Here is a 15,286-nt window from a genome sequence, read left to right on the forward strand (position 1 = left end):
AACATTATTATTAAAAAATGAAATCTTCAGCCCCGTTTGAAAGGAAATTAATCCACTTCACCTTAATTTTTATAATTGTTGTTGCAGCAGGATATAAATTATTCACTGTAGTGAACGACCCCCAACATCATCGGGAAGTGCAACGTGTGCGTTCACTACAATATGATGAACAGAACATGCTAACCTTTCCTAAAGGCAGCAATTATGAAAAAGAGTGGCAAAAAGTTGACTCATTAACAAAAAAAGGACTGAACAAATCAGCCCTCAAGGCTGTAAATGCTATTTATGCCAAAGCAAAAGCAGAGAACAATGCTCCCCAGTTTGTAAAGGCAGTTATCCACAAAATGAAGTTCAGGTCTGCCATTGAAGAAGATGCTGTTGTAAAATCAGTCATTGAACTTCAGCAGGAAATAGAAAGTGCCTCATTCCCTGTAAAGCCCGTGCTGCACTCTATGCTGGCAGAGATCTACTGGAGTTATTATCAGCAAAACCGCTACAAGTTCCTGAATCGTTCAGAAACCCTCAATTTTGACCAGGAAGATATCCATACCTGGGGCCTCAAAAAAATTGTCAAAGAAGTTATAAAAAATCATCACTTCTCTCTCCGAAATACAGACAGCCTGAAAAGAACTCCCCTGAATATCTATGACGAAGTTATTCATTCCCCCCTTACTAAAGGGAGGTCTGGGGGTGACAAGGTGGTATCCAGAAAATTAAGGCCTACCTTATACGATTTTCTTGCACATCGTGCCGTTGATTTTTATATGAATGAGGAATCATCATTGACCAAACCTGCTTATAAATTTGAACTTGACAGTAAAGAGTATTTCCAACCAGCCGGCCAATTCGTAAATCTTTCCATTACAACCAAAGATTCATTATCCTTAAAATTCTATGCAATCAATATTCTACGGGATTTATTAGAATTTCATTTAGAAGATCAGGATCCTGCTGCTTTAATTGATGTGAATTTAAAAAGATTGAAGTTTGTCCATGATCATGTAATCATTGAAAACAAGGATAGCCTGTATCTTCAAGCCTTAGAAAAATTTGAAAACAAGCACAAAGTACACCCCGCTTCAACAAACGTCTCTTACCAGGTTGCAAATCAATATTTCCTGAAAGGTGAGAAATATAACCCCAGGCAATCTGAAAAGAATAAATGGGATAAGAAAAAAGCATTAAAAATATGTGATCGTGCCATCAAGCGTTTTTCGGAGGCAGGTGGGGCTAAAAATTGTAGGTATCTGATCGCCAGGATAAAAGAAAAAGCATTGTCCTTTACGATTGAAAATGTAAATCTTCCCGATAAACCTTTCAGGGCGCTGGTAGCATACAAAAACGTGGAAAAGATATATCTCCGCGTTGTAAAGACTGACCGGGCAGAGATAAACAGCCTCAAGCAAGGTTATAGCTACCAGAAAAATCTGCTTGATCATTATTCAAAGAAGAGATCAATACATAGTTGGTCAATTACTTTACCTAATGACAAGGATTTTCAAAAACATTATGTAGAAATAAAGATACCGGCTCTTGAAATTGGCCAATATGTAATTTTAGCAGGAACAGATGAGAAGCTAAGCTATCACGAAAATGCTGTTGCCTACACATTTACCACCGTCTCCAATATCAGCTACGTTTTCAGGCGTGTCCCGAACCCCGCCAAAGGCGGGGAGGGAACTTATGCTGGGTATGATCTATACGTAATGCACCGGCAACATGGAACACCATTGCCTAATGTAAAAGTCCAGGTATGGTATAAAAAGTACAACTATAAATTAAGAAAATATGAATCCACTACAGGAGGTATATTTACTACCAATGATCAAGGCTATTGCCGCATTCCTGCCAGTAAGAAAAGGCACAATTTTTACCTTGAATTTATAAAGGGTGAGGACAAGGTTTTTACAGATAATTCATTTTATAATTACGGCTATTATTCTCCTAAAGAAAAAAAACATTTGAAAACGATATTCTTTACCGACAGGTCAATTTATCGTCCGGGGCAAACTATCTATTTCAAGGGAATAATGATTGAAACAGATGGAGAAACCAATAGCATCAAAACCAAGCAAACTACAACTGTATCCCTTCTTGATGTAAACTATCAGAAAATAACCACCTTAAACCTGGTTACCAATGAGTACGGTACTTTCAGCGGTTCATTTACCGCCCCTACAGGTGTACTAACCGGCCAGATGCATATTCAAAACAGTTCAGGTTCAGTATATTTTTCTGTGGAAGAATATAAACGCCCTAAATTTGAAGTTACCTTCAATCCTGTAAAAGGCAGCTACAAATTGGGCGGGAATATTTTGGTTACCGGGACTGCAAAGGCGTATGCAGGCTCCAACATAGATAATTCAGAAGTCAGATACCGTGTTGTTAGAAATGCCCGGTTCCCTCCCTGGTGTTATTATTGGTTCAGGTATATCCCCCCTTCCCCGGAAATGGAAATAGCCAACGGTGTTACGAAAACAAATGAAAAAGGGGAATTTGAGATAAATTTCAAGGCGATCCCTGATCTGAATATTTCAAAAAAACTGCATCCTACATTTACTTATACTGTTTATGCAGATGTTACCGACATCACCGGAGAAACCCGGAGTGCACAGCAATACGTGAACGTTGGTTATACCGCTTTATTAATAGATGTAAACATACCGCAAGAATTAAACAAAGAGCAGGAACAGGAATTTAAGATCACCACTACCAATCTCAGCGGGGAATTTGAACCTGCAAAAGGCACTATTGCTATATTTCAATTACAAGAACCAAACCGCATTTATCGTAAACGCCTTTGGGAAAAGCCCGATAAGTTCATCATGAATAGGCCGGAATTTTATTTCAACTTCCCGAATGATGTTTATGATGACGAAAATAATATCTATAAATGGGAGCGTGCGAACAAAGTACATGAAACCAAATTTGACACAGATAAGGAAAAAACAATTGTGCTAAACAATATTTCTACCTGGAAGCAGGGCAAATATCTGATGGAACTAATTTCAAATGACAAATATGGGGAAGAAGTGAAGCAGATAAAATACTTTACGCTCTATTCCACAAAAAATAAAAAGCCGCCATACAAAACAATAGATTGGTTCTCTGTACTTAATTCCAAAGCAGAGCCGGGTGAAAAAGTACAAATACTGATCGGTTCAGCAGAAAAGGATGTACATGTACTCTACGAAATTGAACATAAACAAAACATCATTAGCAAAAAATGGCTCACTTTAAGCGGCCAGCAAAAATTGATTGAAATACCCATTGAAGAAAAACACAGGGGCAACATAGCCGTTCATTTTACTTTTGTCAAAAACAACCGCATCTACCGGCACGACCACGTCATCACAGTTCCCCGGACCAATAAGGAGCTTGATATTGAATTTGAAACTTTCAGAAATAAACTTTATCCCGGTCAAAAAGAGGTGTGGAGGATCGTAATTCGGAATGGTATTCCGTCCAACGAAGCCAACGAAGCCGATAAAATAGCCGCAGAAATGGTCGCCACCCTATACGATGCTTCCCTTGATGCTTTCAGACCCCACAACTGGTATTTTGATATTTACAAAAATTACTATTCAACGCTCACATGGCAAAGCAGCAATGTTTTTGCGACCCGGAATTCAACCTTATATCAAACAAACTGGAACCTCTATCCGGGATTTATTACCACCTACTATGACCGGCTAAACTGGTTTGGCTTTAGCTTTTATTGGGGGAGGTACCACATATATAGAAAAGGAGCGGTTAGTTTAGCTTTAGATGCAACGGCAGGAGTGTATTCTGCAGATGAGACAGTTGAGGCAGAAATGGCTGATGAAACCAAAGTAATAACTAAAAAGATAGCAGGAGCCACTGCTCCAACAGATAAAGACACAGAATCCTTTGCATGGAATGGGCATGCCCGTTCACCAAAAGGGAAAACAGGTGGTAAGATGGCAGCCATCAAAGCCCGCACCAACTTCAACGAAACCGCCTTCTTCTACCCACACCTTAAAACCAATGAAAAAGGAGAAATAATCATTGCCTTCACCATTCCCGAAGCGCTGACAAGGTGGAAAATGATGGGTTTTGCCCATACCAAAGACCTGAAATATGGTTTTGTACAGGAAGAATTGATCACTCAAAAAGAATTGATGGTGATGCCCAATGCCCCGCGGTTTTTCAGAGAAGGAGATCATATTACCTTCACAGCCAAAGTTTCCAATGTTTCTGAAAAAGACCTGTCCGGAACGGCTCAATTGATGCTCTTTGATGCCCTCACGATGAAACCGGTTGATAATGAGTTAAAAAACACAAATGCCACTATAAAATTCAAAGCCAAAAAAGGGCAAAGTGCTGGTTTAAACTGGGATCTGACAATCCCGCAGGGGATCCAGGCGGTAACTTACCGTGTGGTAGCCAAAGCAGGTAAATTTTCTGATGGTGAGGAAATGGCGATCCCTGTATTGACCAACCGCATATTGGTTACCGAATCGTTGCCGTTGCCCATAAGAGGCAAGGGGAGTAAGAATTTTACCTTCAGTAAATTAGTAAACTCCGGCTCTTCCGTTACCCTGCGCAATCATAAAGTAACGCTGGAATTTACTTCCAATCCTGCCTGGTACGCCATCCAGGCATTGCCCTATTTGATGGAATTTCCTTATGAATGCACCGAACAGGTTTTCAGCCGCTACTATGCCAACAGCATCGCTTCGCATATTGCAAATTCAAGTCCCAAAATAAAGCAGGTTTTTGATAGCTGGAGATCAAGTGCACTTGCTTCAACGAACGATGCCATCGCTTCGAGCGATGGCATCGTTAATTCACTTTTATCTAACCTGGAGAAAAACCAGGAATTGAAATCGATATTATTAGAAGAAACCCCCTGGGTATTAAACGCGCAGAATGAGACCGAAAGAAAAAAACGGATTGCTCTTTTATTTGACTTAAACAAAATGGCAAATGAATTGGGTATAGCTTTTAAAAAGCTGAAAGAAGCACAGGCCTCCAATGGCGGCTGGCCCTGGTTCAAAGGAATGCCCGACAGCAGGTATATTACCCAGCATATTGTGGCGGGTTTCGGACATCTGGATCATCTGGGTATTACAAACGATGCCATCGCTTTAAGCGATGGCATCGTTAAAATGTTAAACAACGCTGTTCGCTACCTTGATGACAGGATAAAAGAAGATCATGAAAAATTAAAAAGGCACGCAGATAGATCAAAAGACCCTGACTATATGGATAAAAACCACCTTGGTTCAACCCAAATTCATTATTTATATACCAGAAGCTATTTTTGGGACAAAGTTGAAATTTCGTCAAAAAATAAAGAAGCATTTGGTTATTACAAAGGCCAGGCGAAAAAATATTGGCTCTCTAACAATAAATACCTGCAGGGAATGATAGCACTCGCATTGCACAGGTTTGGAGAGAAAAATGTCCCTACGGATATCATTAAATCTTTAAAAGAAAACGCTTTACATTCCGAAGAGATGGGTATGTATTGGAAAAATATGGATTTTGGCTATTACTGGTACCAGGCGCCCATAGAAACACAAGCGCTTTTGATTGAGGTTTTTGACGAAGTAGCCGATGACAAAAAAGCAGTTGAAGACTTGAAGGTATGGCTTTTAAAACAAAAACAAACACAGGATTGGAAAACCACCAAAGCCACCGTTGAAGCCTGTTATGCCTTGTTATTAAGGGGCGGTGACTGGTTAGATACAGAGCCATCAGTTAAAATAAAATTGGGTAAAAAAATAATTGACCCGGCAAAAATGGATGATGTAAAAGTAGAAGCCGGAACCGGCTACTTTAAAACTTCCTGGACAGGCAGTGATATTGTACCTGAAATGGGTAATATTACCGTTACAAAATATGTCCCGAGCGTTAGCGAGGGACCCCCCGGAAAAAGCGAGGGAACTGGAAGCGTATCATGGGGTGCACTGTACTGGCAATATTTTGAACAGCTTGATAAGATCACCACTTTTGAAACACCTTTAAAACTGAAAAAGCAGTTGTTCTTGGAAAAAACTTCCGATACAGGGCCGGTGATAACACCCATTACTGAGAAAACCAAATTAAAGCCAGGTGATAAGGTCAAAGTCAGGATTGAGCTGAGGGTTGACAGGTCTATGGAATACGTTCACATGAAAGATATGCGGGCTTCGGGATTTGAACCCATCAACGTGATATCACATTATAAATACCAGGACGGATTGGGCTATTATGAAAGCACCCGCGATGCAGCTACCAATTTCTTCTTCAGCTACCTGCCAAAAGGCACTTATGTGTTTGAATATCCTTTAAGGGTAACGCATAAAGGTGACTTTTCAAACGGCATCACCACCATTCAATGTATGTATGCACCAGAGTTTGCTTCACATTCGGAGGGGATAAGGATTACAATTGAGTAGTAATTTGTAACGCTACATTCATGTTCAGACCTCCTGACCTCGCAACACACAATTCAAATAAATATCGCAAAATAAAATACTTGAAAAATACTTTAGTGGGATTTGGTGCTTTGGTGGCTAAAAATAAGTTGCCACCAAAGCACGAAAACACCAAATCCCACCAAAAAAGACAAAAACAACGCATTTTTACTTTGCGAGAGGTCACGAGTTCTGAAATTACTTTTCCGATTCTTTTAACTCCTTACCGTCATTCCAAAATGACCAAAACCCAATCAGAGGTATACTCATCATAAGAAGAAAAATTGGTTCTGTTTTATAGTATAAGCGGGGTATCAAGGCATATTCGATATTCCCAACTGTTTACATATCTTTTTGCACATAAGGTTTGATAGTTCCGTATGTCTGGCTACCGCTGATTGTTTCCTGTTTTTTGTATTCTGAAAGATGGAATGATTAGCCCCTTCCCGTAGTAAAGCACAATCATGTCTTTTTAAATGCTTTATAAAATCATTTCTCTTCACTACGCAAGAACTAAATTTTCACGGATTACTTTTTTACCCCTATGTTCTTTTTCAACATTTTCCCTGTTGCTTTTCATCAGTAAATTTAAAGCATCTAATAAATTTACTTTTAATTCTTCAATGGTTTTACCCTGGGATATGGCTGCAGGAATTTCTCCTATTTGACCTACATACCATCCGTCATCCGAATTTTCTATTATTGCTGTAAGCTTCATGTCAAAAGTTTTATACAAACTCAACGTTTTTTTCTCTCTTTTGTTTCATGTAATACCCATAAATTGTGTGCGCTTTGTTTTTTTGGGTTACGGTTTGTCATGGTTATACTAAAAATTTATGTTTTTTAAATATAAATGTCCTTTGTTTTTTCATTGAAAGTAGATAAAACGGAGCAAATCAAACCCCTTACCTGTCAAGTTCCACAAGTTTGATGTAAAGTTATAAAAACTTATGCGTAAAATTTTTTTTTCAAACGTAATGTTTAAAGTTTTTTAAAAAAAGTTGCTAAATTATTTGGAAGTAATAAAAACCCTTTTTAAATTTACGGTAGCAAGATTGATGTAATCTTAGAATATAGTTTTGATTTTCTGCTGATTATAGGGGATAAGTACAGTTTTATTTATTAACTCTAAACATATACACCATGAAAACATTAAAATTAGCTATTGCATTCATGTCAATCTGGATGATTGGCAATGCACAGATCACAAGAAATTGTGGTACGATGGAGAATTTAGAGCGATTAAAGGGGCTGGACCCGCAGTTAGAGAGCCGGATGGATCAAATTGAGCAATTCACACAGCAGTGGATAGCCGCAAACGCAGCTATGAAATCGCCACAGGCGATTAAAACCATTCCTGTAGTGATGCACGTGGTTTATAAATTATCACCTGAAAATATCAGCGATGCTCAAATTCAATCTCAGATAGATGTGTTAAATGAAGATTTCAGAAGAACGAATGCCGATAAGATAAATACACCATCCTTTTTTGCAGGGATAGCGGCAGATGCCCAGATTGAATTTTGCCTTGCGGTACGAGACCCAAGTGGAAATGCTACCAATGGAATAACACGAACAGCCACTACTGTTACTTCTTTTTCCAGTAACGATTATGTAAAATATACGTCAACCGGTGGCATTAATGCCTGGCCCGCAAACCAGTATTTGAATATTTGGGTATGTAATATGGGTGGAGGATTATTGGGATATGCTCAATTTCCCGGTGGTTCAGCATCCACGGATGGGGTTGTAATTAATTATCGATATTTTGGAAGGGGAGGCACGGCACAATATCCGTTTGATAAGGGCAGGACAGCTACCCATGAAGTCGGACATTGGCTCAACCTGCGGCATATCTGGGGGGATGCTTATTGCGGTAACGACTATGTTGGTGACACACCCACTCAGCAATATTCGAGCTCGGGTTGTCCAAGCTACCCGAGAACCACTTGCGGCTCCAGTGATATGTTCATGAGTTATATGGATTATACAGATGATGCCTGCATGAATATGTTTAGTAATGGACAACGAGACAGGATAAAAGCATTGTTTAGCGTAGGAGCTCCCAGGGCGAGCATCTTAAATTCTCAAGGTTGTGTGCCGGTTGGCGGTGGGGGATATTGTGCGTCTGTAGGCACAAATGCTTCTTATGAATGGATAGCGAGTGTGAATGTTGCATCTATTCATAACAATACCGCTTCAAATGGGGGATATGCTGATTTTACAGGCATTTCCACAGATTTAGATCGGGGATCAAGCAATGCTGTTACCCTCACACCTGGTTTTGCATCAACAACGTACAATGAATACTGGAAGATTTGGATTGACTTCAACCAGAATGGCAACTTTTCAGATGCCGGTGAACTGGCTTTTGATGCAGGGGCGCTTTCAAGTACGACAGTTAGCGGCAATTTGATTGTCCCGACAACTGCTTCTTTAGGAACGACCAGGATGCGTGTTTCAATGAAGTACAATGGTGCACAAATCGCCTGTGAGACATTTTCCTATGGAGAAGTAGAAGATTATAGTGTGAATATTATTATCCCCTGCCCGGTGCCGGGTGGCTTAAATGTATTGGATATTACATCTAATAGTGCAACGTTGAAGTGGTCATCTACAGGTGCTTCCAGTCATGATGTTAGGATCAGGGCTACCGGGGCGCCTACATGGTCAACATTTTCTACGACAAATACCTTCATATCTGTAACCGGCATGTCAGCGGCTACTACTTATGAGTTCCAGGTCAGAAATGTGTGTTCGAGTTCCAGTAGTTCTTATTCCGGCTCGGTTACTTTCACAACACTTACAGGCGGTGCATATTGTTCTTCGCAGGGCACTAATGCTACTTATGAATGGATAGCCGGAGTGAGTGTTGCTTCCATTACTAATAATACCGCTTCAAATGGGGGATATGCTGATTTTACCGCTATTTCTACTGATTTAGAGCAGGGTTCGGGCAATACTATTACCCTGACACCTGGTTTTGCATCATCAACCTATGATGAATACTGGAAGATATGGATTGATCTGAACCAGGATGGCGACTTCTTAGATGCCGGTGAGTTGGTTTTTGATGCGCTGGGAGTTTCCAGTACAACGGTTACAAAAAATTTGAATATTCCTTTAACCGCTACTTTGGGAACGACCAGGATGCGCGTTTCAATGAAGTACAATGGTGCACAAACCGCCTGTGAGACATTTTCTTACGGAGAAGTGGAAGATTATACCGTAAATATCGTCAAGCCGGTTGTCATCTTATCTTATTGCAACTCAGCGGGCAATAATGTTTCTTATGAATGGATAGAAGGAGTATCGGTTGGAACGATCAACAACATCTCCGGCTCAAATTCCGGGTATGGAGATTTTATCAGTACATCAACGGTTTTAGTGCAGGGCTTGAGTTATCCGGTCACGCTCACACCCGGCTTTGCCTCAACAGTCTATAATGAGTATTGGAAGATATGGGTTGACTTCAACCAGGATGGCGACTTTGATGATGCCGGTGAACTGGCTTTTGATGCAGGGGGGCTTTCTAATGCAACAGTTACCGGTAATTTGAATGTTCCGTCTGCTACCTCTCTCGGAACCACCAGGATGCGTGTTACAATGAAATACAATGCCGCACCTTCATCCTGCGGTGCCTTCACATACGGAGAAGTGGAAGATTATACCGTTGATATTGCAATTGCAAAAATGACCGGTGTTGGTAATATTGCTAAGGATGTAATTGCTTTTAACCTATATCCCAATCCAACACAAAACGCTTCTGTTATTTCTTTTTCAATACCCAAAGAAGCCCACAGCATTGTGTTAAATGTCTATGACCTGCAAGGTAAATTGGTTCATACCAAAAGCTGGAATGGCAAGGATGGAGAAGTGAAAACCACGCTATCATTCGATAACCTGCCTGGCGGTGTTTACCAGGTTTCACTTCAGGCGGGTGAATTTTATGGTGTTAAGAGGTTGGTGGTGGTGAAGTAGTGTAAGTTGTATTTTTATTCGACAATAATCTCCATATTAATCTAAAATAAGAATATCTTCATATTGGAACTTTTTCATAACACTGTCTACAGTATTACTTTCCAGTAAACTTTTAAGGCTTATATCATAATTAAGAGATCTCCATTCAAATCCTATTCCTCCCTGAACTGATTTCCAATCATTCAAAACCTTATCAGAGGCCTTTTTCAGAATAGGATAGTTAGATAAACTTGCTTCTAATACTTTACGGTTATTTAATACAACCACAATTAGATCCTGCTTTTTGTAAAACCGCAAATCAATTGCCCTTAATCCTTTTTCAAAAATTAATCTTTCAAAAAGATTTTTTGACCGTATATCATTGGTATTTATCGAAGTATTCATACCATTTCTTTATTAATAATTTCCTATTATTTTTCACAATTTTGAAAATTGATCTTTTTTCTTTTGGCTTGAAACCATAACAAAATGCCCAACTTATTTCAGGTTCCAACCATATTTTTGCATTACCATCACCTTTGGTAACGTGTATGTGAACAGGTTCTTTGATGTCAGAAGAAAAGAAACTGAAATTAAATCCTTTATTCTCAAAGACGCATGGCATTATGTAATGACGTAAAATCACAAAAATAGTTTTTATTTAAAAAACTTCCTACCTTTGTGAGATGAAAAAACAAAACCTCTCATTTATTTTATTCATAATAACTCCCCTCCTTTTAGGAGGAGTCGGAGGCGGTACGACTACCGCACAAATTTTAAAACTTTAATCGTAACAAATTCACATATGTTGGAAAAATTAATAAAATATAAGAAGAAGATTTATACACGAGAGGCGATTTAAAAGAAGTTTATAAATGAAAAAACAAAACCTCTCATTTATTTTATTCACAATTGCTTCCCTACTTTTAGGAGGAGTCTGGGGTGGTATGACTACCGCACAAATCACCTTTCAAAAAACCTTTGGGGGAGATACAACTGATTATCCCTGCTCAGGTCAACTTACTAATGATGGGGGAAGTATAATTGTGGGGCGTACCGGGGGACCATTTAATGCTGCTAGTAATGATGTTTATGTTATAAAAACTGATGCCAATGGAGATACCCTGTGGACAAAAACATTCGGAGGAACAAATTACGATGATGGCGCTTCAGTTCAGCAAACTGCTGACGATGGGTATATAATCGCAGGCTCAACTAATAGTTTTGGGGCAGGAGGTCTTGATGTTTATTTGATTCGCACCGATTCGTTAGGCGATACCTTATGGACAAAAACCTATGGAGGAACAGGTCAGGATAGTGGCTTTTCAGTTCAGCAAACAGTTGATAAGGGATATATTATCGCAGGATTTACGAACAGTTTTGGAACTGGGGGTGATGTTTATTTGATTAAAACCGATATGAATGGAGATACTTTATGGACAAAGACCTATGGAGATACACTTAACGATGCGGGCAATTCAGTTCAGCAAACTGCGGATAGTGGTTATATTATCGCTGGATATACTCAGAGTTTTGGGGCTGGAGATTATGATGTTTATTTAATTAAGACCGATGCAAATGGAGACACATTATGGACAAAGACATTTGGCGGAACAGGTCCCGATTATGGCAGGTCGGTACAACAGACTACTGATGGAGGATATATTGTTATAGGAAATGCTAATGGTTTAGGGGCTGGAGGTTGGGATGCTTATTTGATTCGTACAGATGCTAATGGAGATACACTTTGGACAAGAACCTATGGAGATACACTTAACGATGATGGATTTTCAGTCCAGGAAACTACTGATAGAGGATTCATTATTACCGGCTATATGTACAATTCTATAGCTGGAAGCTATGATGTACTTCTGATAAAGACTGATTCTATTGGGGATACGCTGTGGACAAAAACTTATGGAGGGGCAAACTGGGAAGTAGGCCATTCAGTTCAACAAACTACTGATGGAGGCTACATAATTACCGGCTACACAGTTAGTTTTGGAGCAGGAGATCATGATTTTTATCTGGTCAAGACTGATTCCAACGGTAACAGTGGTGGTTGCAATGAATATTCTACCAATACAATTGTCAGCAATCCTGTAACACAGGTAGGTAGTGGAGGTATAGTTGGTTCAGGAGGAATAGTTAATAATACCGCAACCATAGTCAGCAATACAGCAACTATTGACAGCATATTATGTTTTTCTTGTCCTTTACCCAATCCGGCATTTACCTACAAAATAACCTCAGACAGCAGCAACTTCGATGTAAATTTTGTTGACTTCTCCACCAATGCAGCGTCCTGGTTCTGGGATTTTGGTGATAGCGCTACCGATACCATACAAAGCCCCACGCATATCTATACCGATTCCGCCATCTATAATGTTTGTTTGATAGTATCCAATTCCTGCGGGTCGGACACTTTATGTGAACTGGTGAATGTTTGGTGTGACTTGCCGACAGCAGGCTTTACCGTTGCCTACTCCTCTGGCTTGGCAGTATATTTTTTCGATTCTTCAATGAATGCTACTTCATATTTTTGGAACTTTGGGGATGGCGCCCAATCCACCCAGCAAGATATATCGCACACCTATTTGAGTCCCGGCCCACACAATGTGTGTTTGACTGTGAGCAATGATTGCGGCTTTGATGCACTTTGTACAATAATTACGGTATTGGGAACGGGCATAAATGAGTTTGGAGTTCAGAGTTTGGAACTCAGGGTTTTTCCTAACCCTGGCAGGGGAGTTTTTGTATTGACGATTGACGATTTACGATTTACGAATGGGGAATTGACAATATACGATATGTTAGGATCTATTATATCAAAATCTAAAATCGTAAATCGTAAATCCGAAATATATCTATCCTCCTATCCGGCTGGCATTTATCATTTGCAGGTAATGACAGGTAAAGCATTGGCGATTAAAAAATTAGTGATATTAAGATAATTGAAAACAACCTGAATAATTATTTTTATAAACAAATTCATTTTTTCTTCCATTTCATTTCCAGTATTTCCGCCTTACTAACCAGCACTTCCAGCAAAATTGACATTGAATTAATAGTAGATTTACCCGCCTTTATTTGATACCAGGTAGGCAAGGTGGGATTAACATAAACATTACTGTACTCAAATCCCTTCACTAAAGACCCGATAGCTTTCTGTGAATAACCCAATGCGATAACGAAGTCTTTTTGGTCTGCATAAAAAGTTGCTTTTTTGTATTTATAAAAAAGTTTTTTTTAGCAAAGGCGCAAAATCTTTTAAACCTTTTCTTTGCGAGCTTTGCGTCTTTGCGAGAAACTTTTACTTTATAGACAGACACTAATTAGTAATTCGCAGTAAAGTTCATGATGAGATTTATTTTAAAAATATTTTACTTTCTGAATATCATACTGATACTAGCACGTTTTTCTTCAGCACAGGAAATGCTGGGGCTTACTGCAGGTAATTATGCAGGTACAAATGGGTTAATGCTCAACCCGGCTTCTATGCTAAACCTGGAAGTACCCTGGGAGGTGAACCTTTTTACTTTCGGTCTGTTTGTTGATAATAACTATGCCTATTTGCCTGATGCAAGTGTGTTCGGGTTTTTGAGGCAATTGAAAAATAAAGGAGAGCTAATAGCAGAGCAATTTGAAGAACCTGAGGAATTTAAGAATAATCTTGAAAGAAAATCAGCTTATGTAAACCTCATGATACGGGGGCCGGCAGTAATGATTGAGCCAATACACAATCATAAGTTTGCATTTTATACCGCTTTCAGAACCATTGTAAGCGCTAACCGTATCCATTTTATCTTACCTAAATTCGCAATCGGAAAAGTGAATGATCCCCAGAACTACTTCTTAGATTTCAATGATGAAACTTTTAAGATACCGAAATTCAGGATCAATGCTATGAGTTGGAGTGAACTTGGGCTGAGCTATGCAACCACCATAATTCAAAATCCATATTTCAGCATAAATGCCGGAGCTACCATAAAAAGATTGTATGGTTATGCCGGTGGTTATTTATTAAACAGAAGCCTTGAACTCCAGCTGATTGACCAGGATATTTATTCTGACATCAATGTAGAATATGGTTTTATAGATCCGGATTCTTATGATCCGTCTTTTTCTGATGATCCGTCATTTTCTGAATACAGGCAATATATGAAAAGTTTAAAAAAAGGAAAAGGTTATGGATTGGATATTGGTATTGTGATCAAACAAATGGATGTTTTCAAAAGAGTATATTACAAAGGCGGCTCAAAAGTTATTCGTCTGTTAGGTGAAAAAGATAAAATTAATTATCAGTGGCGGCTGGGGCTATCATTAATAGATGTTGGAAGGATTAAATTTAATAAAGATGCCCAAAAATATGAAATTAAATCTCTATCTAATACGAGTATTATTAAAGATCTGGATATTCTTCTAAACAGTAAGGATTATGATTTCCCAGATACAAATTTAAATTTTGCAGCTTTCAATATGATGCTCCCAACCGCTTTTTCCATGCAGGCAGATTATAAGATCAAAGGCAAATTTTATATGAACAGTACTTGGGTACAAAAAATTGTATTCAGAGGTCCGGGTGTGGACCGGGCTAATATCTTTTCTTTAACCCCGCGCTTTGAGCTTGATTGGTTTGAGCTTGATCTTCCCTTTGTCTTGTATCAATACAGGTATCCAAGATTTGGAATGGCCGTACGTATCGGATTTTTTACAATAGGGTCTGATAAGATTGGCAGTATCCTTATTCCCGGCAAATTTTCAGGTACGGATATATATTTTTCTTTCAGGATAAAGCCAATGAGAAAGGAGGAAGTGCCTATTGGTTGTTCATTTGATCCATATTAAAAACGAATTTCTTTTTTATTCTGAAATTTTAACTAATTTTGTTTAAAAAAATT

The 15,286-nt window shown here is 39.0% G+C and carries 8 protein-coding genes and 1 pseudogene; 4 read left to right on the forward strand and 5 right to left on the reverse strand.

The window, feature by feature from the left end; genetic code table 11:
• Positions 1–17: 17 nt before the first annotated feature.
• Positions 18–6,407 carry a hypothetical protein gene (locus tag FVQ77_01350; protein MBW8048990.1) on the forward strand — a complete coding sequence of 2,130 codons (6,390 nt, stop codon included), beginning with the start codon at positions 18–20 and terminating at the stop codon, positions 6,405–6,407.
• 332 nt (positions 6,408–6,739) lie between these two features.
• Here the strand turns inward: FVQ77_01350 and FVQ77_01355 are convergent, their stop codons facing one another.
• Both FVQ77_01355 and FVQ77_01360 read right to left on the reverse strand, forming a co-directional pair.
• Positions 6,740–6,928 (reverse strand): addiction module toxin, HicA family, encoded by a 189-nt coding sequence (locus FVQ77_01355; GenBank protein MBW8048991.1) that lies wholly within the window; start codon positions 6,926–6,928, stop codon positions 6,740–6,742.
• Between the two features lie 71 nt (positions 6,929–6,999).
• Positions 7,000–7,143: pseudogene (locus FVQ77_01360) on the reverse strand (type II toxin-antitoxin system HicB family antitoxin).
• Positions 7,144–7,568: 425 nt separating this feature from the next.
• Here FVQ77_01360 and FVQ77_01365 point away from each other — a divergent pair.
• Positions 7,569–10,406, forward strand: coding sequence for a T9SS type A sorting domain-containing protein (locus FVQ77_01365; GenBank protein MBW8048992.1), 2,838 nt, complete (start codon positions 7,569–7,571; stop codon positions 10,404–10,406).
• A gap of 36 nt (positions 10,407–10,442) precedes the next feature.
• Here FVQ77_01365 and FVQ77_01370 read toward each other — a convergent pair whose 3' ends face one another.
• Positions 10,443–10,790, reverse strand: coding sequence for a DUF2442 domain-containing protein (locus tag FVQ77_01370; protein MBW8048993.1), 348 nt, complete (start codon positions 10,788–10,790; stop codon positions 10,443–10,445).
• Positions 10,765–11,010, reverse strand: a complete 246-nt coding sequence (locus FVQ77_01375) for a DUF4160 domain-containing protein (protein ID MBW8048994.1) — start codon at positions 11,008–11,010, stop codon at positions 10,765–10,767. Before FVQ77_01375 ends, FVQ77_01370 begins: the two co-directional genes overlap by 26 nt.
• Before the next feature lie 250 nt (positions 11,011–11,260).
• On the opposite strand from FVQ77_01375, the gene FVQ77_01380 reads away from it, so the two are divergent.
• Positions 11,261–13,339, forward strand: coding sequence for a PKD domain-containing protein (locus FVQ77_01380; protein MBW8048995.1), 2,079 nt, complete (start codon positions 11,261–11,263; stop codon positions 13,337–13,339).
• Positions 13,340–13,376: 37 nt separating this feature from the next.
• Here FVQ77_01380 and FVQ77_01385 read toward each other — a convergent pair whose 3' ends face one another.
• Positions 13,377–13,568 (reverse strand): hypothetical protein, encoded by a 192-nt coding sequence (locus FVQ77_01385; GenBank protein ID MBW8048996.1) that lies wholly within the window; start codon positions 13,566–13,568, stop codon positions 13,377–13,379.
• Positions 13,569–13,742: 174 nt separating this feature from the next.
• On the opposite strand from FVQ77_01385, the gene FVQ77_01390 reads away from it, so the two are divergent.
• Complete coding sequence (locus tag FVQ77_01390; protein ID MBW8048997.1) at positions 13,743–15,233, forward strand: hypothetical protein; 1,491 nt, start codon at positions 13,743–13,745, stop codon at positions 15,231–15,233.
• Positions 15,234–15,286 lie beyond the last annotated feature (53 nt).

The sequence above is a fragment of the Cytophagales bacterium genome, assembly GCA_019456305.1.
In the GTDB taxonomy this organism is placed as follows: domain Bacteria; phylum Bacteroidota; class Bacteroidia; order Cytophagales; family VRUD01; genus VRUD01.